The sequence below is a fragment of the Nocardia sp. JCM 38205 genome (assembly GCF_058222935.1).
Genome location: NZ_JBYHFL010000003.1, coordinates 652,310 through 673,411, shown reverse-complemented (window position 1 = coordinate 673,411; position 21,102 = coordinate 652,310). Strand labels below are relative to the sequence as shown.

Sequence of the window (21,102 nt, the reverse complement as noted above, 5' to 3'; positions counted from 1 at the left end):
TCAAACCATTTCTCGTACGTTGGGTTACCGGCCGTCACGGCCGGTACAGGTCAGGGCGCCGGAGCGGGTTCCGGAACGCTCACCTGCGCCAGTTCCAGCAGGATCCGCGCCACCTGTTCCAGCCGGCCCTCGGTGGCCTCGGTGGCCTGGAGGCGTTCGGTGATGCCGCGCACCGTGCGGCCCTCCAGCACGCCGGTGACGCCGAAACTCTCGACACCGAGCAGGCCGCGGATCTTGGCGGTGAGGGTGGTGGCCAGGATCGAATTGCCGCCGACGTCGAAGAAGTCGGTCTCCACACCGATGCGTTCGATGCCGAGCACCTGCGCGGTGATGTACTCGACCGCCGCCTCCAGTTCGGTGGCCGGCGGCACGTAGGTGTCGCGGGCACCCGGGTCGTCGCTGCTGAGCAGGCGCCGGATCGCGGCCCGGTCGAGCTTGCCGTTCGCGGTCAGCGGGATGTCCTCGAGCACCCGGATGACCTCGGGAATCATGTGCGCGGGCAACAGGTCCCGCAGCTGCTGCTCGATCGACTCGGCCGTCACCGCCTCGGCGTGCACCGCGGCCACCAGCCGGCCCGAATCCGTCGCCAGCGCCACCGCTTCGCGGACGCCCGGCAGCGCGGCCAGCGCGGATTCCACCTCGCCGAGCTCGACGCGATAGCCGCGGATCTTCACCTGATGGTCGGCGCGGCCGAGGAAATCGACGGTGCCGTCGGGCAGGTAGCGGGCCAGATCGCCGGTGCGGTACCAGCGCACGCCGTCGTGTTCGACGAAACGCTGCGCGGTCCGATCCCGGTCGCCGCGGTAGCCGTCGGCCACGCTGACGCCGCCGATCCACAGCTCGCCCACCACCCAGTCCGGGCAGTCCTCGCCGCGCTGATTGACCACGCGCAGCTGCACATTCGCCAGCGGGGTGCCGTACGGGACGTTGGCCCAGTCGGCCGGGAAGGCGTCGGTGACCTCGCAGACGGTGGAGTGGATGGCGGTTTCGGTGGTGCCGCCGAGGCCGGCGAAGCGCAGGCCGGGGACCTGCGCGCGCAGCCGGTGGCCGAGTTCGGCCTTCACCCGATCGCCGCCGGTGATCACCACGCGCAGTGAACGCAGCTGTTCGGCGGTCGCGGTGTCGAGCAGCATGGTGATCAGGCCCGGCGCGCAGTTCAGCACGGTGACGCCGCGGTCGGCGATCAGCTCGGCCCAGGCCTGGGCATCGCGTTCGGTCTCGGTGTCCACGCATACCAGCGCGCCGCCCAGCGACAGCGGGCTGAAGATGTCGAACACCGACAAGTCGAACTCCAGCGACGACAGGCCGATCGTGGCATCGTCGCTGCCCAGGTCGAAGTGGGCGGCGATGGCGTCGATGGTGTTGGTGGCCGCGCGATGGCCGACCTCGACGCCCTTCGGTTCGCCGGTCGAGCCGGAGGTGAACAGCACGTAGGCCACCGAGTCCGGGGCGCAGCTGTGCGGGGCGGGCAGCGGGTCGGCGGTGAGCGCGGTACTCAGGTCCACGCCGGTGACCTCGGCGGGCAGTTCGATGACGTCGTCGATGAGCGCGACCCGCACGCCACCGCGTTCCAGGATCCGCTCCCGGCGCGCCTTCGGCTGGCCGGTGCCGATCGGCAGGTACGTGGCGCACGCGGCGAGCACGCCGAGCACGGCCGGAATCTGGCGGTGCCCCTTCGGCACGATGACGGCCACCGTATCGCCGGGCCGCACGCCCGCATCGGTGAGCGCCCTTGCCACCGACAGGGCCTGGCCCGCCAGCTCGCCATAGGTGGACGAGCCGTCGCGCCAGCGCAGCGCCTCCCGGCGCGGGGCGCGCTCGGCATGGGCGAAGAAGGCGTCGTGCAGGTTGCGTTCGCCCAGGTCGGCTGCGGTGTTGTTGACCGATTCCCGTACTGCCCGCTGGCTTTCCGGAAGCTCGATGGCCAGCTCCGCGTGCCAATCGGCGTCCGGCTCGACCAGCGCGTCCAGCGTGTTGCGGAACCGCTCGAACATCGCCCCGGCGACACCTTCGGGCAGCGCGTCGCGGCGGATGTCCCAGTTCACCAGCAGACCGCCGTCGAGTTCGGCCACCTGCGCGTCCAGGTCCACCTGCGGGCCCTGCGACAGGATCCACACCGGGCGGCCGAACACGCGGGTGACCCGATCGGCGAACAGCTCACCCAGGTCCAGGCCGGAGGTGAACACCACCGAGGGCGTCACCGGACCGCCACGCATCCGGCCCAGATCACGCAGCACATCGAGACCCTCGTAGTCGGCGTGCGCGGCGCAGGTGTGCAGTTCCTTCTGGAGCCGCTTGGCGCGCGCCAGCATGGATTCCGGTTCGCGGGCGTCGACGTCGACCAGCACGGAGTTGGTGAAATCGCCGACCACATTGTCGATGTCGTCGTGCAGCGGCTGGCGCGCGAACAGCGGCACGTTCAGCAGGAACCGCTGCTGCGCCGACCAGCGCGCGATGGCTTCGGCGAACACGGTGGCCAGGGCGACCGCCGGGGTGACGCCGTTGCCGTGCGCGTTGCGGTGCAGGCGGGCCTTGGCCTCGGCGTCGAACCAGTGGTGCAGGCGGATGCTGCGCGAGGGATCGGGGCGCTCGCTTTCCGGGACCACCGGCAGCGAGGGAATATCGGGGAAGTCGAGAATGCGGTTCTCCCACCACTTCTCGTCTTCGGAGTTGTCCGGCGCGGTGCGCTCTTTCTCGGCGAGATACTCGCGGAAGGTGAAGCCGATGGGCGCGAGATCATCGGCATCGGATTCATAGAGGGCGGCCAGATCGTCGAGGATGCGGCGGTAGCTCTGCGCGTCGGCGGCCAGCATGTCGACATCCAGATGCAGGCGGTGTTTGCCGCCCGGGAGCAGGGTGACGGTGATGTCGATGACCTGGCCGCGTTCGACGTCCATCCGCTGATGGCTCTTGTCCTGACGCAGGCGTTCGAGTTCGGCTTCGGGCTCGGCGTGCCCGCTCAGATCGACGACGCGGAAGATCTGCGGCGGCTCCGGCAGCACCCGCTGGGTACCGCTGTCGAGGAACTGAGCGCGCAATTGTTCATGGCGGCGCACCAGCCGGACGACGGCGCGTTCGAGGCGATCGGCTTGCACACCCGCACCATCGAATTCGACGTAGAGGTGCGCGGCCACACCGCCGAGCTGCTGATCCTGGCGGCGGCCCATCCAGTAGGCGTGCTGCATGGTGGCCAGCCCGAATTCCGCCGAGGCGTCGGTGGGGGCGGCCGGGGCGGCGGGCTGCGGGGCCGGTTCGGGTGCCTGCGCGGCGCCGCCGCCGAGCATGCGGGTCCACGCCTCGATCGTCGGCTCCAGCGCGAGTTCGGAGCTGCGAACCTCATAGCCGCGCTTGCGCCACTTGGCCGAGAGCTGCATGAGCATCATCGAATGCATGCCGAGGCTGACGAGATCGTCGTCGTAACCCACCGATTCCGGCGGGACGCCGATCGCCGCCGCCACAATCTCGCGAACTTCCGCCTTGTCGAGCATCGGACTCCTCACCAGCAAGATCAGCCTCACCATGCCGTAGGCAAGCCTTGCCTAACCTACCGAGGCATCGTAACGCATGGGTTCGGCCGTCCCCTAGCCGTGTGGTTTGGCTAACCTAATCATGCCGTGGCGGGGCTGATCAGCGATGCCCGACTTCCCCGTAGCGGGACGCGATCGCACCTCCCCGCTCGCGTCGCGCCGACCCCTCGAACCGTCGGCACTCGCCTGACCAGCGCCGAGCGCGACCGCCCCGAAACCCCGGTCCACGCCGATATCGCATTCACGGGGATTTCGGTCGAAATGATCCGCCGGACTCGGTGCCGCGGGGCGGGGTTGGGCAGTAGTCTGGGCGCGTCCGACGGCGACTCCCGCCGCCGATGAAGGGATACCGTTGCTTCGCAAGGCGTTCATTGCCGCTGCCGCCGCGCTCGCCGCGGCGATCGCGCTCGGCGGCACCGCAGGTCCGGCGGCTACCGCCCCCCTCCCGGCGCGCACCCAGGTGGTTCCCGCGCCGCCCGCGTTCGAAGGTCTGGATCCGTGCTCGCTGGTCCCGCAGGGCGTGGCCGATCGGGTGAGTGGCGTCCCCGGTATCCAGCCCATCCGCCAACCCGGCCTCGCCCCCGGCCAGCACCTGGACAACTCCGACGGTTGCAGCTGGATGGCGGGCGAGGTGGAGCGCATCGGCGTGATGTTCTGGGTCCGTCAGCGCGTAGAGGAATTCCCGCAACCCGACGATCCCACCGCCCGCCGCCTCATGCAGCAATTCGGCCGCCCCTTCCAGGTCTTCCTCCCCCACCCGGGCGAGAACGCCGAATATTGCAGCATCACCGCCCCTTACAGCGGCGACCGCGAGGTGACCGTCATCCTCCGCTCCCCCGCCCCCGGGCCTGCCCCGGTCACCCCGGCCGATAATCCGTGCTCGCGCAACGTCGATGCGCTCGGGTCCATTTTCGGGGCCGTGCCCTGGGCGTGAGCGCGGTTCCCTCACCGATTCGGTGATGCCGGGCACCGGATGCTGCGGTCGGCGTACGAATTCGCCCACCGGAGCGCGCTCAACGCTGCGATGCAGTGCATCCGGCGGGCGCTTGGTCCGGCACCGAAGTCCCATAGCCGTGTGAGGATGGTTCGATGACCGATCCCAGGCCCGACCACGTGAAGGTCCATTTTCGGATGGACATCGACGAACAGGGCTGGCCGCCGGCAAGCATCGAGAGCCTGTGGGCGATCGATCTCGGTGACGGCACGGTCCGATTGGACAACACACCCTGGTTTGTTCGCGGAATCGCCCGCGGAGACATCATTGCGGTGCAGCCGGACGACGACGGCCTGCTGTGGGCCGGGGATGTGGTCCAACCGTCGGACAACTGCACCTTCCGCTTGATCGTGCTGAAGGACGACGGCTCGGCTGCCGCTCGACAGGGCGTTCTGGATATATTCCACCGGCTCGGCACCACCGGCGAAGGAATAGAGCGTTTCCGGATGGTCGCCTTGGAGGTACCGGCGCACGCAGACCTGCCAAAGGTCCGCGAGCTGCTGGAACATGGTGCAGAACAGAGCTGGTGGCACTGGGAGGAAGGTTGTGTCACCGCAGCCTGGAGAGCCACGGCCGGCAATGGCTGATGCGGGATCACCCCACGTCACCGTCTCTCTCACCACGAAGCCTGCGGTGAACCGCCTCTAGCATTTCGTCGAGAGTGCGCCGCTCGCTGGGCATCCCGTACTCGTCGAGCATCGACCAGGTGCCGTCATCCCACTGCACCCACCCACACGGTTCGCCTTCCGGATCGTTCACCGCAGATACCGCTCTGCCCGCTGATCCGGGGTAATCGCCCCTATCGCAACAAGAGTCCGATACGCATCCCGCTTATGCGGGCAGGATTCGATACTGCATCGGCGATGCACCTGCATCAGGCCATGCGCGGTACGCGCCGACATGCGCGGCGCCCGCGCGGTGATCGGCGGTTCGTCTTCGCCGAAGGTGTGGGGAAGGACATAGATCAGGGCAAGAAGCAGAACAGCGATCGAACCGGCCACACTGAACGCGGCGAGGTAGTCCGACATCTAATCCCCTGCGGTTGTGGGGTTGTTGGGAACCACCCGGCGTCGGGGATGGGGGCACGCACCCGGCGTCGGGGGCTGGGATCAAAGTTAAGGTTCGATGAATGTTCGATTGTTCGAAGATTGTTCGATACGTCGCTGGTAGCTTGAGGTGATGATCGAAGGCGAATCGGTGGGCGCTCGAATCGCGCGAATCCGCAAGCTACGCGGCATGACTCAACACCAGCTCGCCGCCGCGGCCAACGTCTCGCGCTCGATGCTCGCCCAGGTGGAGAAGGGGCACAGTTCCGCGTCCACGGTGTGGGTGGGCGCGGTGGCGAACGCTCTGCGGGTGGACGCCTCCCGGTTGTACGGCGACGATGAGCCCGAACAGCTTTTGGATGTGCTGCCGATCCTGCGCCGCACGCTCGCCGCCACCGATTTGATGGATCCCGATCTGGAGCCCGAACCGATCGAGCAGCTGCGCGCACTGTCGGCCAAAGTCAGCCAGTGGCGGCGGGACACCCAATACCGCAAGATCGTCCAGGTGCTGCCCGACCTGGTCGACCGGCTGCTCATCTCGGGCAACGAAGCCGGCGAACCGGCGTACGCGCTACTCACCGACGCCTACCGAGCGGCGAACACTGTGGCGCACAAGCTCGGATACTCCGACCTGTCGTTGACCGCGACGGAACGAATGGAGTGGGCGGCGACGCGTTCCGGCGATCCGTTGCTGCTGGCGACCACCCATTACGTTAAAGCGGCAACGCTGGCCCGTGTCGGCGCATCACAGCACGCGCTGCGCTTGCTGACCCGCTCGATGGCCGATATCGAACCGATCGTGGACGATGACGCCGCAGCAGCTGCCGTGTACTCGATCCTGCACATGCGCGCAGGCACCATCGCCGCGGCCGCCGGAGACGCCGACGCCTCGCGGTCCCATCTCGCCGAGGCCGAGCGGCTGGCCCGCGGCTTCGGCGATCGCATCATCTACGACACCCCGGTCGGCCCGACGAACGTCAAGCTCTATCAGGTGTGCGCCGAAGTCGACCTCGGCGAGCCCGGCCGCGCGATCGACGTCGCCCGCGGCACCCGGCTCCAGAAGAGCACACCGATCGAACGCCAGGCCTACTTCTGGCTCGACACCGCCCGCGCGCATCTACTCAACGGCGACCCCGACGCGGCCATCACCGCCCTCTACGAATCCCGGCTGGCCTCGCCCGAACATTTCCGGTCGTCACCGACGGTGAAGAACATCGTGAAAACCGCCGCCACTCAGCAACGCCGAGCATCCGACAGCCTGCGGAGCCTCGCCAACTACGCGGGGCTCGCCGACTGACAAGATGGCTCAGCTCGAACCGTAGGAAGGAACTCCGTTGCGCGTCGCTGTCACCGGCCACATGAACATCACCCCGGACACGGCGAAGCTGGTGTACGACCGGATCGTGCAGGTGTTGGAGGGGTGCGAGGGGCTGGTCGGTGTCAGCTGCATCGCGCGAGGTGCGGATTCGGTGTTCGCCCAGGCGGTTTTGGACTGCGGTGGGCGGCTCGAAGTGGTGTTGCCGTCGCGCAACTACCGCGAGCGCAAGGTGAAGCCCGACCACGCAGAGTTGTTCGACCGCCTGCTGGGCCGTGCCGCGTCCGTTCATGTCATGGACTTCGACGATGCCGGGCGCGAGGCCTACGAGGCCGCCAATGCCCAACTGCTGCTGGGCGCCGATCAGCTGATCGCAGTGTGGGACGGCGAGGCCAGTGAGCGCGGCGGCACCGGAACCGTCGTCGAACTCGCCCGCGCGGCCGGCGTCCCCGTGGACGTCGTGTGGCCCAAAGGGTCCCAGCGGGAGTGATCGCGCCGGACTCGCCGACTGACCGGCCACCGCTCCAAGAGCCCCACCCCACTGAACCCCGACGAGCTGGCACATACCTTCTCGCGCCCAGCCTGCGTGTCGGCCCGGCGTGTCGGTCGAGAAGCTATGTGCGGGATAGCCCGCGTTGGCGGGTTCAGGCTTCGGCGAAGGTTGTGAGGGTCTGCAACCAACGGGTGGTGCGGGCTTCGACTTCGGCGTCGTCCAGCACCCGCGAGTTCAGATCGAATTGGGCTACCAGTGCGGGCCGTTCGTCGCGACTCACCACTGCTGTGGTGATGTCGACGGTGAACCGCAGCGGGAGGTCCGGGTGGCCGGATATGCCGAATTCGGAGGTGAAGTCGGATAGGGGGGCGGGGGTCCAGGGGCCGGTGCCGAATTGGAGGACGTCGAAGCGGCCGAGGTGGTTCAGGCGGAGCTGGGCTCGGGCTTCGAGGGTGCGGTCGGTGAGGTCGGGGCGGCCCTGGGCGGGGGTCCAGTCGCGATATTTGTTGTGTGGGATCGAGACGGTTTCCTCGACGGTGAACCAGCCGACGCGGCGGGTGTCGTCGTCGGCGGGGCGGCCGTGGGTTTCGCGGGTGAGGGCGATGCGGCCGGAGTCGTCGGCGGTGTCGGGGAAAGCCAGCGCACAGGCCAGGATCAGGGCGTCGTCCAGTGGCACACCGGTTTCGGTGCAGCGGGCCAGCAGGGCTTCGGTGTGGTCGGGGCCGAGTTCGACCACGCGCTGGACGGTGTCGGTGGCGCGGTCGGTAAGCGGGTCGGTGAGGCGGCCGCCCAGGGGGGTTCCCAGGATCGTGGGTGGGGTCGACTGCGGCCTGGTCGACGCGGTGTCCGCGCCGGGTTCGCCGACCGGGTCGCTCGCGGCCGCACCGGCGGGGTGGTCGGTGCCTGTCGAACCGGTCTCGTTGAGCGGCGCCGAGCCCTGCTCCATGCGGCGCAGATCGTCGACGAGGATCAACCACGAGACGACGTCGACCGCCAAGTGGTGGACGGAGAGCAGCAGGCGCCGATGCGGGCCATCCAGTACGGTCGCAGCGACCATGCGCCCGGCATCGGGGTCGAGGCGGGCGACCGTGTCGGCGAGGTGGGCAGCGCTGTCGGTGTCGCCGGAGACGATGCTCAGCAGCTCGGCCGCGCTCGAGGTCTCCTCCACCAGCAGCGCGTACCCGCCGTCGACCATTGTCAGCCGGGAGCGCAGCGTCGGGTGGGCGAGGGCGAGCGCACCGAGACGCTCGATGATCTCGTCGGCGGAGACGTCGTCGGGCAGCGAAATCACCTGGCTCTGCGCCAGATAACGGTAGTTGCCGTTGGCGATGATCTCGTGGGCCAGCGGCGTCAACGGGAGGACCGTGCCCGGCGCGACCGCATCGGCTTCGGGCTCGTCCTCATCGGAACCGCGTTCATCCAGTACTCGCGCGAGATCGCGCAGGTCGGCAGCGCCGAGCACGTCTTTCGCACCCACCCGGTACCCCGCGCCGCGCAACCGTGACACCAGATCGATGACACCGATGCTGTCGATACCCAGATCGACCAGGCTGTCGGTGATCCCGACCCGGCTCGCACCCTCGCCCATCGCCGCGATCACCTCGAGCAGCGCACGCTCGGTATCGGTGGCCGGTTCGGCACCCGCACCACCGGCGATCGGCGCGGTGAGCAGCGCGGTGGCCGCGTGCACGTCGAGTTTGTCGTTGCGGTTCAACGGAATCTGATCGACATGCACGATGCGCGTCGGCACCAGGAACTGTGGCAGACGCCGGGCCAGTGCGGTCCGGATCTCGGCGGCGGACAGATCGGCGACCACGAGCGCGCCGAGCCTGGTCCGGCCGTTGTCCACGAACGCCAGCGCGGCCGCGTGAGCCACACCGTCGAGTTCACGCATCACGACGGTCGCCTCATCGGGCTCCACGCGGTAGCCGTTGATCTTCACCTGGCTGTCGATGCGGCCCTCGTACACGACGGTGCCGTCGGCCGCGCGACGCACCAGATCGCCGGTGCGGTAACGCCTTCCGTGCGGCCCGGCAACGAACGCCGCCGCCGTGGTCGCAGGACGCCCCAGGTAACCGACCGCCAGCTGCGGCCCGGATAGGTACAGCTCGCCCTGCCCGCCCGGCGGCACCGGGCGCAGCCGATGATCGAGCACCTCGGCGGCCATATTGTCGAAGGTGTTGCCGATGGTCGGTGCGGCGTGATCGTGCACGTCGGCCATCAGCGCTTCGACCGTAGTCTCGGTGGGGCCGTAGAAGTTGATGACGCGGGTTGTGGGTAGACCCTGCAACCGTCGCCAGGTATCGAGGCTGATCGCCTCGCCACCCAGCGCCAGGATCCGCAACGGGCAGCTTTCGACCCCATCGTCGCCGGTTGTGAACAACCCGGCATCAATGAGCCGATTCAGCATCGACGGTGAGGTGTCGAAGATGTCGATGCCGTGCGTTTCGATAGCGCCGACGATCTGCTCGGCATCGGTGCGCACCTTGTCGCCGAGTAGCACCACGGCATGCCCGCTGAGCAGCGCGATCGTGGGCTGCCAGGCGGCATCGAAACCGGTGGACCAGCCGTGGCCGATGCGCAGCTGCCGCCCGGCCTCGGCGGCGGTCGGGGCGAAGATGCGCCGCTCGTGGGTGGACCAGTGGTTGAGCAGGGCGCGGTGCGGGACCGCGACACCCTTGGGGCGGCCGGTGGTGCCGGAGGTGAAGACGACGTAGAAGGGGGATTCCGGATCCGTCGGCGTTGCCGGTTGTGCCGCAGCGACATCCGGTTCGGCGAGGCCGGCCGCCGGTCCCGGAGCGCCTCCAGCGGAGACAACCGAGCCCGGCGCAGTCGACTCGGCGCCGGCACTTAGCTCGGCCGAATCGACAGGGGCTACCTGCCCACCATCGCCGCCGAGACCGGCTGCCACGCGCAGCCCAGCATCGCCGCCGAGGCCCGCTGCCACGCGCAGCCCACCAACGCCATCGGGAATCGCGTGCACACACTGCACGCCCTGAGCCCGGACCTCGGCGATAGCGTCCGCGAGCGCGTCATCGGCAAGCACGAACCGCGCGCCCGACACCTCGAGAATGTAGGCGAGCCGATCGGCGGGCGTCGCCGGATCGACGTGCACACACAGCGCCCCGGCGAGCCCGACGGCGAACGGCGCCTGCACCACCCGGCGATCGCGGGGCAGCATGACCGCGACGGCATCGCCGGGGCGCACGCCGACAGTGTTCAGTGCGCGCGCCAAAGTCTGGACCGCCGCGCCGAATTCGGCGAAAGACTGCTCGCCTTCATCGTCGATGACGGCGGTAGCACCGGCCGCGTCGGCGACGGCAGCGAGCAGCAGCTCAGGAACCGAACGCACCTCGGACAGTCGTCGGGCGACGTCATCGGGTGCCGGCGCCGCGTCTGCGTCACCCACCGAAGAGGATCCGCCTGCAACCGTCTTCGCCGAGGGTGAGACGCCGCCGTTATCCCCGGTCGGCACAGATCCGGTGGCCGTGGGGGGCGAGGCGTTGGCGTCCACCGGCTCCGCGGCACCTGCCATCTCGCGCCGGGCGACGATTCGCCCGTCGGCAGCGATCTCGGGCTCCGACAGTGCCGCCGGCTCGTCGTCGAGCAGAACACTCACATCGCACGCGCGCGGCGCATCGGCCAACCTGCGCACCACCGCGAGAACTCGGCGCGCCATCCGCTCCGGCTCGAACCGATCCACCAGATCGGGGCGGATTTCCACCCGGCAGATGAGCTGCCCGTGCTCCACCAGCGGAACGACCGTGATCGGGTAGTGGCTCAGGGAATCGACGCGGCGCGGGATCATGCGGGCCCCGCCGCCCATCGGCATCGCCGCGGTGACCGCGCCCATCGGGGAGTTCTCGAAAACCAGCAGGGTGTCGAAGAGCTGGCCGACGCCTGCGTGGCGGGTGATCTCGGAGATGCCGAGGTACTCGTGGGTCCGCAGTTCGGCCACCTGCTTTTGCAGCGGGGCGGCCACTTCGGCCGGTGCCCGCTGGTCCACCCGCACCCGGACGGGAATGGTGGTGATGAGCGCGCCGACGATGCGGTCGGCGCCGGGCAGGGTGGCGTCACGGCCGGAGGTGGTCTGGCCGAACACGACGTCGTCGCGGCCGGTGAGGCCGGAAAGGATACGCGCCCACGCCACTTCGAGAACCGTGTTGAGAGTGAGCCCGTTGGCCCGCGCCCACGCGGTGACGAATTCCGTTTCCTCGACACCGAATCGCGCCTCGCCGAGCACCGCGAGATCGGGTTCGGCCGGTGCGGGCGGGCCGACCATCGGCATCGGGGCCAGGTCGGCGAGGGCGGTGGTCCACGCGCGGACGGAGGCCTCGGTGTCCTTCTGCGCGATCCAGGCCGCATGGTCACGCAGCGGCGGCGCGGGCGGCAGCGCCGCGCCTTCCCCGCGATGCAGCGCGATCAGGTCGGAGAACAGCAGCGGAATCGACCAGCCGTCGACCACGATGTGATGCGCGGTGCAGATCAGCTGGTAGGTGGTGTCCCCGAGTCGGGCGGCGGTCACCCGGAACAGCGGTCCGTTGTCCAGATCGAGCCTGCGGCGCCCCTCGGCCCAGTAGATCTTCTCCGCCTCGGCCTCCGGATCGGCGGATCCGCGCAGGTCGATCTCGTGCCAGGCGATCCGGCCGGCGGACGTCACGACCAGCACCGGATGCGGCAGCCCCTCGGTGAGCACCGCACCCGCCAGGTGTGGATACCGTTGCAGCAGTTCGTCGAACGCGATGCGCAGCCCCGACAGCTCGGTCAGGTTCTCGATCCGGACCGTGAAGGTGACCAGGTACGGGTCGACGCCCGGTGACATCGCGCTCACCGAATACAGGCCACGTTGTAGCGGCGAGAGCGCGATGACGTCGAGGATCTCGATACTCACTTGGCGCCGAACTTCCGTCCGAGCGCGCTCAACGCGGCGGCGTCCAGCCCGGACGCGCTCATCGGCGCCACCTCCTGCGCAGCGGGCTGGGCTGGCGAATCTGCCTTGCCTGCACCGTTTTCCAGCTGTTCGGCCAGCTCGTAGACGGCCGGATAGGCGAACACGGTCTGCACGTCGAGCACATGGCCCTGCTCGGCCAGGTCGGTGACCAGGCGAAGCGCGGCGATGCTGTCGCCGCCGAGGGAGAAGAAGGTGTCCTCGCGGCCGAGGTCGTCGTCCTCGTCCAGATCGAGCACCTTGCGGATGGCGGCGGCGATCACGCGCTCGGCGTCGGTCTGCGGCTCGCCACCGAGGCCGGCGGTGGGGATCTCCAGCAGGTCGTCGTCGGAGGCGGGGGTGAACAGGGGGCGCTCGTCGGGCGTCGCGTCGATGACGGCATCGGCTGCTTCGGCCCACGCGCTCGCGCGCTGCGCGAAACGCGAGGCGAAGGCGCCGATTTCGGGCCGGCCGGCCAGTTCGATCGGGAAGTCGAGGGTCAGGGTGGCGCCGTCGGCGCCGAGGGCAACGTCCATCACGATGTCCACACCGTGCGGCCGGGCCGAGCGCCGCGCGACCTCGCGCACCTGCACTCCCCCGCTGCTCAGCGCGACCGGCGCGGCGTCGCGGACGGTCAGCAGCGCCTGGAACAGCGCGCCGTCGGCGAGTGCGGCGGTGCCGCGCAGCAGGTGGGTGATCCGCTCCACCCGGGGGCCCGCCTGCGCACGCGCCTGCGCCACGGTCTCGGCGGTCTCGGCGATCAGCGTCTTCGGCGTGCGACCGTTCGGCGCGATGCGCAGCACGAGGTGGTTGGCGAAGGGACCGACGACCTCCGCGGCCTCCGCCGAACGCGCCGGATCGGTGAGCCCGACCAGCACATCGTCGCCGAGCCCGGTGTCGCGCAGGGCGGCGGCGGCGAGCGCGGCGAAGACGGCGGCGGCGTCACCGTCGGCATGCACGCGCAACGCCGCGAGGGTCTCCGACGGCATGGTGAGCACTCGGCGGGCGATGCCGATACCGGGCGTGGACGAGGTGACCGGAACGCGGGCGGGCAGCTCGGCCAGCCGCTCGGTCCAGTACGCCAGCGCCGGATCGTTCGCCGCGGTCGCGGCCAGCGCCTTCAACTGCGCGGGCACGAAATCCGCGAACTGCTTCGCGGCACCGGGCTCGGCTCCGGCGTACGCGGCGAACAGGGCCGCCACGAACAGTTCGACCGAACGGTCGTCGGCGGCAATGGGATGCGCCGCGATCGAGAGCACATCGCGCCCGGGCAACCGGTACAGCCGCACCCGCAGCGGCAGACCCGCCACCAGGTCGAAGCGGTGCTCGGCGTCCTGGGCGAGGGCGAGTTCGAGATCGGTGTCGTCGGCGACGCTGCGGCCGATCTCCAGCACGGATGCGGGGGCGTCGACGACCCGCTGATACGGAATGCGACGGTCGTCGGGGAAGACGCTGCGCAGAATCGCGTGTTCGGTCAGCACCGCGATGAGAGCACGGTCCAGTGCGCTCGGGTCCACGTCCCCGGTGAGTTCGAGTGCGATGAACAGGTTGGCGGCCGGCCTGCGGTGCAGCCGCTCCGGCAGCAGCGCGGCCTGCTGGGCGGGAGCCAGCGGGACTCCACGATCACCGGAACCGGCGGCAGTCTTGGGCGCGGTCAGGTTCTGCACAAGCGAATCCGGCATTGCGATCCTCTACTCACTGATCGAAACGAACTGGGTGCGCGGGCGGTCGCGAAACCAACCACGCCCCCCGGGTAATAAGTTAGCCTATCCTTACCGACTGCCGCGAGTCGGCAGTCACCGAGCAGGCGGGGCCGGGGCGTCCCGCCGCGAGTTCCCCATCAGGGGTCCCGGCCGTAGAAACGCGCCGAATCGCACGTGCTGATCTGGCGCCGCCGCCCGGCGCGCGCAGCCGAGCCGGGCAGCGTCCATCCGCACAGCCGCCCCGCACGACATCCACCCGCACAGCGCAATCCGCGCAGCCGCCCGTGCGACATCCACCCGGCACCGCGCAATCGGCACGCAGCCACCCTGGTGGCGTCCATCCGCCGCATAGCGCGATCGCCGCGCAGCCACTAAGGCCGACATCCACCGATCACACAGCCCCCGAACGGCCGGGCGGATCCATCCGGACCCACCCGGCCGGCCACTCCTACTTGCCGACGGCCGCGAAGGTCGGGTCGAGCTTCTCCAGCACGTACGGCACCGACAGCGCGGTCGGGGTGTTGATCGCGCTGATGGTGAGGGTGTCGAGGAAGGTCATGCCGCCCGACTTCACCGCGGGCAGATCGTTGTAGCCCGGCAGTTCCTTGAACTTCTGCTCATAGGCGGGCATGGCGCCGCACATGAGGATGTCGGAGGTCAGATCGCCGAGCCGCTCCGGCGAGAGCGCCAGGCGTCCGCCGGCGGGGGCCTCGTCGGCGATGTTCTTCGGGATGCTCAGGCCGAGATCGTTGAACAGCTTCGCGGAGCCGTCCTTCGGGTCGGCCAGCACCATGAGCTGCGAGGGGCCGGTGAGCATGCAGGTCAGGAAGGTCTTGCCGGCGAGGTTGGGGTACTTCGCGGACACGTCTTTGATCTTGGTGTCGACGCCGGCGATCACCTTGTTCGCCTCGTCTTCCTTGTGCAGCACCCGCCCGAGCTCGGTGACCTGATCGGACCACAGGTCCACCTCGGCGTCCTCGGTGACCGGGCCGATGGTCGGGGCCAGCTTGGAGAGCTTGTCGTACATCGCCTGATCGACCAGGAATCCGGGCACCAGGATCAGATCCGGCTCCAGCGCCGCGATCTGCTCGGCCATATCCGAACCCTGCTTCAGCACCTTGGCATCGCCGAGGGAATCCGGCGCCCACGGCACCTTCTGGCCGCCCGCGAGGATCGAGACGTTGTCGGCGTAACCGACCGGCGTCACGCCGAGGGCCAGCGAGGCATCCAGCCACTGGTTGCCGATGGTGACCACGCGCTCGGGTGTGCCTTCGACGGTCGTCTCGCCGAGCTTGTGCTTGACGGTGACGCCCGCACCCTCCGCCCCCTCGGAGTCGGCGCCACAGGCCGCCACCGAGACGGCCAGCGCCGTGGCCACCGCGGCCATTCCCAGCCGCGCGAGCACACCTCGCCGCGCGGTCCTTCGAGCCAGTTTCATTCCGTACTCCTTGCTTCGACCCCGACCGAACTCGGATGATCGTAGGTAAGCCTAAGCTTGCGCGAAGGCGAGTCGTCCGTCGGTGGTCCATCTGGCCGTGTCGCCGGTGCGGAACAGCCGCTCACCGGGCTCGAACGGGTCCGCGACGAAACCGTCCGTCGCTTCGGGACCGGCGAACCGGGTGGCCAGCGCGATTCCGCCCACGTACACCTCGCCGAGCACGCCGGGCGCGACGGGCCGCAGCCACTCGTCGAGGATCAGAATCCGCGCACCGGGCACCGGACGTGCGCGCCCGGCTCCGGTCATCGGCCCGCGGGCGACGGCGCCGAGATACGCGGGCGCGCGGTAGGCGAAGGTAGCCACCGAATCCGGCGCCAACGTCCGCAGCAGCGCGGGAAGCTCTGCGGACCAACCGATTCCGTTCACATCCCAGCGGTGCACCGTCGGCAGAGTGTCGACCCCGGCCGCGGCGAGACCTGCGAGCAGCGTCGGCGCGGCGACCACCTGCGTCACCGCACGCTCGGCGATCACCTGCGCCAGCGCCACCGGGTCGGCGCGCTGCTCGGCGGTCGCCAGAACGAAGGTCGCGCCGTCGGTCAGTGCCGCGAGCAGATCGGCTGCCAGCTGGGGATCGTCGGGGGCGGTGGCGAACAGCCGGATATCGGCCCGCTTGCGTGCCGGATCCGCGTCGGCGCGACGTCGATCGGCGGCCACACAGCGCCGGTCCGCGACGGCGGCGGTGAGCGCGGTCAGAGGCAGCTCGAGCGGCCCGACCTCGGCTGAACGGTGCAGACCCGTGGTCGCGCCGGTCGAGTCGGACCGCCCATCGTTCTCCGGGGCGGCGGAGGGCGCGCTGTACTTGCTGACGGGCGCGGCCGGAGGCAACAACCTGCCCAGCGCGGCGAGCAGGTGGGTCAGCGAATCCACACCGGCCGTCGGTTCGGTTGCGGCCTCGCCCGCGATCAGCTCGTCCAGTCGCTGATACAGCTCGCCATAGGTGAGTTGTTCACTGCCGCACCGCAACGCGATCCGGACCCCCGGCACCGCGCGACCATGCCGGAACAGGGCACCCAAGCTGCGCACATCGGACGGTTCGACACCGGTGGACCATTCGCCCAGCACTCGTTCCTGTTCGCCGGCGCTCATCAGCCGGAGCTCGGACACGGCGCGTTCGGGCGTCTCGGCGAAGGCTTCCAGCACCGTCAGCAGATGGCGGGTGAACAGCGCGATCGTGGCCGCGTCGTAGCGGCGGGCGTCGGCGATGACGCGCACGTCCACCTCGCCGGCGACCCTGGTGGTGAAGACGAACGTCAGCTCGCGCGGGGCGCGGACCGGTATCGGCTGTGGCGCCAGGTGCAGGTCCTCGGCGAGCCAGGTTTCGCCGAATCGGTGGTCGTCCTCGCAACGGATCTCCGCCTGCGGCACGGCTTTTCGATCCTCGCGGACGATCGGCAGGTCCTGGTCGCGGAAGGCGTTCAGCGCCGCGTCGCGGGCGCGAGCGAGCACCTCGGCGAGTGTCGGATCGCCAGACAGATCGGTGCGCAGCATCAGCCTGCTCGCCAGCGGGCCGACCAGATCGGCGGCCACGGTATCGGTGCGGCCGGTGGTCGGGGTGGCGAGTACGATCTCGCGGCCCGCGCCGAGCTTGTGCAGCAAGGCGGCGACTGCCGCCTGGTACAGCATGAATTCGGTGGCGCCGGCGGCTTCGGCGCGGGATTCGAGGCGTTGGCGCAGGCCGGTCGGGATACCGAAGCCGACATCGTGTGCGCCCGCAACGTCCGCATCGGCACGGTCGGCGAGATCGACCGGGGCAGGCAGTTCGGTCTGCGCCCGCTGCCATTCGTCGATTCTGGTGCCCGCCGATTCCGCGACAGCGTGCTGCCACAACGTGTAGTCGACGTGATCGATGGCCGGTGGCCCCCACTGCGGCGGCGCACCGGTACCTATCCGGCAGCGGTAGGCGATGGCCAGATCGGAGACGACCGTGCGCAGTGAGGGCTCATCGGCCACGAGCCGATGCGCGACCAGCGAGAGCACCCTGGTGTTCTCATCCAGCAGGAAGATCTGCGCCGACAACAGCGGAGCGGTGGCCGGATCGAATCGGTGCGCGGCGGCCGAACGCAGCGCTCCGGGGAGATCGGCGTCCGCGATGCCGGTGACGACGACGGTGGTGTCAGCCGAGGCCAACACCAATCGATGCGGTTCGTCTCCGGTGAGTTCAGCGTCAGCGATGACGTTCTGGGCCGAAGACGGCACCGTCCGATGGTCGCCCCCGGGGAACACGGTGCGCAGCGCGGCATGGCGGGCGATCACATCGTTGAGCGCCGCCGTCAGCGCGGGCTCGTCGAGCGGGCCCGTGATCCGAACGGCAGCCTGCACGACGCCCTGTGCACCGGCAGCCCATTCGGCGCGCTGCCGGTGGGACAGCGGAACCCGCTCCGGGCGTGGCTGTTTCGTCAACGGCGGCAGACCGTTGACGCCGGCCGTCACCGGCGTCGACTCGATCAGCGCCGCCAAACCGGCGACGGTCGGCGTGTCGAAGGGCGCGCGCACGTCGATCTCCACACCGAACTCCGCGCGGATCCGGACCACCAGCCGGTTGGCCAGCAGCGAATGCCCACCCAGTTCGAAGAACGAATCGTCGGCGCCGACCTCGGCGTGGCCGAAGATCTCGCCGAACAGCGCCGCCAGCCTGATCTCGGTGGCGGTGGCCGGTGCCCGGCGGGCCCGCATGCCGACGCGGCGCGGTTCGGGCAGGGCGCGTTTGTCGAGCTTGCCGTGCTCGGTCAACGGGATCCGGTCGACCACGGCGAAGGCGGACGGAATCATGAACTCCGGCAGGGATTTCGCGAGATAGTCACGGACCCGCTCGACGTCGACGTCCGCCTCGGCGGGCACCACGTAGGCGGCGAGGGTGGTGCCGAGGGCACGGTCGGTGTTCGCGACGACCACGCACTGCGCCACGCTCGGATGCCCGGCGATCACGGCCTGTACCTCGCCCAGCTCGATGCGATACCCGCGCACCTTCACCTGTTCGTCGGCGCGACCGACGAATTCGAGTTCACCGGACACATTGCGCCGCGCCAGATCACCGGTGCGGTACAGCCGGCGACCGGGACGGAAGGGATCGGGAACGAACCGTTCGGCGGTGAGCCCGGCCCGGTCGAGGTAGCCGCGGGCCAGCTGATCGCCGCCGAGATAGATCTCACCCACCGCGCCGGCGGGGACCAGCTGCAATCGGTCGTCGAACAGGTAGGCGCTCACATTGCGGTTCGGCACGCCCACCGGCACGATGCGCGGGCCCTGCGGTCCCTCCACCGGCATATGCGTCGCCGAGACCACGGCCTCGGTCGGGCCGTAATGGTTGCGCAGTTCGGCGTCGAACATCCCGGCGAACCGGTCGGCCACCTCACCGAGCAGCGCCTCGCCGCCCACCGGCACATGCCGCAGCGCGCGCCACTCGCTGACCTCCGGCAACAGCAGCAGCGCACTCAGCAGCGAGGGCACCATATGCAGCACGGTGACGCCGTAGCGACTGATCAGATCGGCGACATAGCCGATATCGCGGAAGGCGTCCGGGCGCGGAATCACCAGGCGCGCACCGAGCGTCAGCGTGACGAAGATGTCGAGCAGCGACGCGTCGAAGCTCACCGACGACGATTGCAGCAGCCGGTCCTCGGCCGTCATCCCCCATTGGGCGCAGAACCCGATCAGATGATCGGCGATCGCGGCATGCGCGACCGGCACGCCTTTGGGGGTTCCGGTGGAACCGGAGGTGTAGATCACGTAGGCGAGGTTGTCCGGACGCAGCGGGCGCACCCGGTCGGCGTCGGTGGGCGCGTGCTCGGCCCGATCGACGGCCGATTCCTCGGCGGTGTCCAGTTCGACTCGGCCGAGCACCAGCCGGGGTGCCGCGTCGCCGATCAGGAAATCGATGCGCTCATCCGGGTAGGCCGGGTCGATCGGCAGGTAGGCGGCCCCGGCTTTGAGCACCGCGAGTACCGCGACGATGAACTCCGGCGAGTTCGATATCCGCAGCGCGACGATGTCCTCAGTGCCGATACCCTGCGCGATCAGCCAGTGCGCCAACCGGTTCGCGCGACGGTCGAGCGCGCCGTAGGTCAATTCCAGATCGGTGCCTGGCTGGTCGGCCGGTGCGATGATCGCCACCGCCTCGGGCGCGGCGCCGACCCGGCGCTCGAACAGCGACACCAGGGTGGCCGGCTCGGTGTCGACCAGTTCACCACGCGATTGCGCGAGCAGCCGCTGCCTGGCCTGGGGTCCGAACAGGTCGAGCTCACCCAGACGCACCTGCGGGCCGGTGAGCGCACTGTCGAGCAGTTGCAGGTAGTGATCGAGCAGTTGCTCGATCAGCCGCTCGTCGAACGCGTCGGGCCAGTATTCCGCGTCGACGCGCGGGGCCGACGGATCAAGGGTCACGGTCACGCGCAATGGCACCGGCAGCTGCGGGCCGCCCAGCTCGAGCATGGTCGCGCTCACGCCGTCGAGCGTGAAACCCGCACCGGCACTGCGGACACCGAATCCGATGCGCGCGAGCTGTTCGAGCCCGTCCCTGCTCGCGGTGCGGTCGGGATTGATCGCGTGCACCACCCGGTCGATGCCGATGTGCTTGTGCGCCAGCGCATCGGTGACCACACCGTCGATCTCGGCGGCGAAATCGGCGAAGGCGGCCTGCGCGCGCGGTGTGCTGCGCAGCAGGACGGTATTGCCGAAGTATCCGATGCGATCGCCTGCGTCCTTGCCGCGCAGCGACACCGGCATCGCGACCAGGAAATCGGTGGCGGCGGTGTAGCGGTGGATGAGGGTCGAATACGCGGCCAGCAGGACCGCCGTTGGCGTCGATTCCGACGCATCGGCGAACTCGCGCACCCGCTGGACCAGCGCGTCGGGCAGCTCCCGGCTGCGACGTGCGGCCTGTCGTGCACCGGAACCGGAGACCGGGCCGCCGGGCAACTCCAGCGGTTCGGGCAGCGGGGTGAGCGTCTCGCGCCAATACGCCAGGCCCGCACTGTCGTCACCGCGACGGTCGGCGAACCGTGTGCCCGCCCGGCGCACCGGGGCCGAACCGTTGTACGCGGCCTCCAGGTCGGCGGTGAACACGCCGAGGGAGTCGTCGTCCCATGCGATGGTGTGCGCGACCAGCACCAGCACATATTCTTCGGCGCCGGTGCGGATCAGCGTCAACCGCAGCGGCGCCTCCGCGCTCAGTTCGAAGGGCCTGGCCAGCTCACGCCGAACGAGCACTTCCACCCGGCGGGTCAGCCCGGCCTCGGAACGTCCGGACAGATCGTGTTCGAGCCACGCGGGCGCCAGATCCGGGCGAACCACCTGATACGGCTCACCGTCGATGCCGCGCCCGTAACTGCTGCGCAGGATGTCGTGTTCAGCAGCGACGGCGGCGACCGCGGCCCGCAGCCGGGCGACGTCGAGCGCACCGGAAAGCCGGTAGGCGACACCGATATTGAGCGAGACATCAGCGGGCTCACGGGTCTGCAGGAACCAGGCACGCGACTGCCCCGGCGTCAGCGGACGGCGTGGGCCGGGGGACGCCGGAATCCGGCGGCGCACCAGTTCGGTGCGGTGTGCTCGCACGCTCGCCGCGTCATTGGCAATGGTCGACATGGTTCCCTCCGGCCCC

The 21,102-nt window shown here is 69.6% G+C and carries 10 protein-coding genes; 4 read left to right on the top strand and 6 right to left on the bottom strand.

The genetic code is table 11. The annotated features are described in order from the left end of the window. Positions 1-50: 50 nt before the first annotated feature. Positions 51-3,488 carry a non-ribosomal peptide synthetase gene (locus AC4HOU_RS14725; protein ID WP_490724626.1) on the bottom strand — a complete coding sequence of 1,146 codons (3,438 nt, stop codon included), beginning with the start codon at positions 3,486-3,488 and terminating at the stop codon, positions 51-53. A 391-nt stretch (positions 3,489-3,879) separates the two neighbouring features. On the opposite strand from AC4HOU_RS14725, the gene AC4HOU_RS14720 reads away from it, so the two are divergent. Further along, positions 3,880-4,461: a DUF3558 domain-containing protein gene (locus AC4HOU_RS14720; protein ID WP_194989693.1), complete on the top strand. Its 582-nt coding sequence runs from the start codon at positions 3,880-3,882 to the stop codon at positions 4,459-4,461. Positions 4,462-4,616: 155 nt separating this feature from the next. After that, complete coding sequence (locus tag AC4HOU_RS14715) at positions 4,617-5,108, top strand: DUF4265 domain-containing protein (protein WP_195020624.1); 492 nt, start codon at positions 4,617-4,619, stop codon at positions 5,106-5,108. A gap of 168 nt (positions 5,109-5,276) precedes the next feature. On the opposite strand, the gene AC4HOU_RS14710 is transcribed toward AC4HOU_RS14715, so the two are convergent. Further along, a complete protein-coding gene (locus AC4HOU_RS14710) occupies positions 5,277-5,549 on the bottom strand; it encodes a hypothetical protein (protein WP_195020623.1) in 273 nt (90 codons plus the stop codon). 151 nt (positions 5,550-5,700) lie between these two features. On the opposite strand from AC4HOU_RS14710, the gene AC4HOU_RS14705 reads away from it, so the two are divergent. Both AC4HOU_RS14705 and AC4HOU_RS14700 read left to right on the top strand, forming a co-directional pair. Further along, positions 5,701-6,864 (top strand): helix-turn-helix domain-containing protein, encoded by a 1,164-nt coding sequence (locus AC4HOU_RS14705; RefSeq protein WP_267469626.1) that lies wholly within the window; start codon positions 5,701-5,703, stop codon positions 6,862-6,864. 37 nt (positions 6,865-6,901) lie between these two features. Then, positions 6,902-7,372 carry a hypothetical protein gene (locus tag AC4HOU_RS14700; protein ID WP_228815267.1) on the top strand — a complete coding sequence of 157 codons (471 nt, stop codon included), beginning with the start codon at positions 6,902-6,904 and terminating at the stop codon, positions 7,370-7,372. A 154-nt stretch (positions 7,373-7,526) separates the two neighbouring features. Here the strand turns inward: AC4HOU_RS14700 and AC4HOU_RS14695 are convergent, their stop codons facing one another. From AC4HOU_RS14695 to AC4HOU_RS14680, 4 genes are all read right to left on the bottom strand, one after another. Further along, positions 7,527-12,266, bottom strand: a complete 4,740-nt coding sequence (locus tag AC4HOU_RS14695; RefSeq protein WP_490724625.1) for an AMP-binding protein — start codon at positions 12,264-12,266, stop codon at positions 7,527-7,529. Continuing rightward, entirely contained in the window at positions 12,263-13,984 is a 1,722-nt protein-coding gene (locus AC4HOU_RS14690) for a condensation domain-containing protein (protein WP_195006960.1), read from the bottom strand. The genes AC4HOU_RS14695 and AC4HOU_RS14690 overlap by 4 nt, the downstream gene beginning before the upstream one ends. A gap of 469 nt (positions 13,985-14,453) precedes the next feature. Continuing rightward, positions 14,454-15,443 (bottom strand): ABC transporter substrate-binding protein, encoded by a 990-nt coding sequence (locus AC4HOU_RS14685; protein ID WP_195006959.1) that lies wholly within the window; start codon positions 15,441-15,443, stop codon positions 14,454-14,456. 51 nt (positions 15,444-15,494) lie between these two features. Further along, positions 15,495-21,086 (bottom strand): amino acid adenylation domain-containing protein, encoded by a 5,592-nt coding sequence (locus tag AC4HOU_RS14680; protein ID WP_490724624.1) that lies wholly within the window; start codon positions 21,084-21,086, stop codon positions 15,495-15,497. Positions 21,087-21,102: the final 16 nt, after the last annotated feature.

Excerpts from the sequence above, each read along its gene's own strand:
- AC4HOU_RS14725 (WP_490724626.1), bottom strand. The coding sequence starts at position 3,488 with ATGCTCGACAAGGCGGAAGTTCGCGAGATTGTGGCGGCGGCGATCGGC.
- AC4HOU_RS14715 (WP_195020624.1), top strand. The coding sequence starts at position 4,617 with ATGACCGATCCCAGGCCCGACCACGTGAAGGTCCATTTTCGGATGGAC.
- AC4HOU_RS14710 (WP_195020623.1), bottom strand. The coding sequence starts at position 5,549 with ATGTCGGACTACCTCGCCGCGTTCAGTGTGGCCGGTTCGATCGCTGTT.
- AC4HOU_RS14705 (WP_267469626.1), top strand. The coding sequence starts at position 5,701 with ATGATCGAAGGCGAATCGGTGGGCGCTCGAATCGCGCGAATCCGCAAG.
- AC4HOU_RS14690 (WP_195006960.1), bottom strand. The coding sequence starts at position 13,984 with ATGCCGGATTCGCTTGTGCAGAACCTGACCGCGCCCAAGACTGCCGCC.
- AC4HOU_RS14685 (WP_195006959.1), bottom strand. The coding sequence starts at position 15,443 with ATGAAACTGGCTCGAAGGACCGCGCGGCGAGGTGTGCTCGCGCGGCTG.
- AC4HOU_RS14680 (WP_490724624.1), bottom strand. The coding sequence starts at position 21,086 with ATGTCGACCATTGCCAATGACGCGGCGAGCGTGCGAGCACACCGCACC.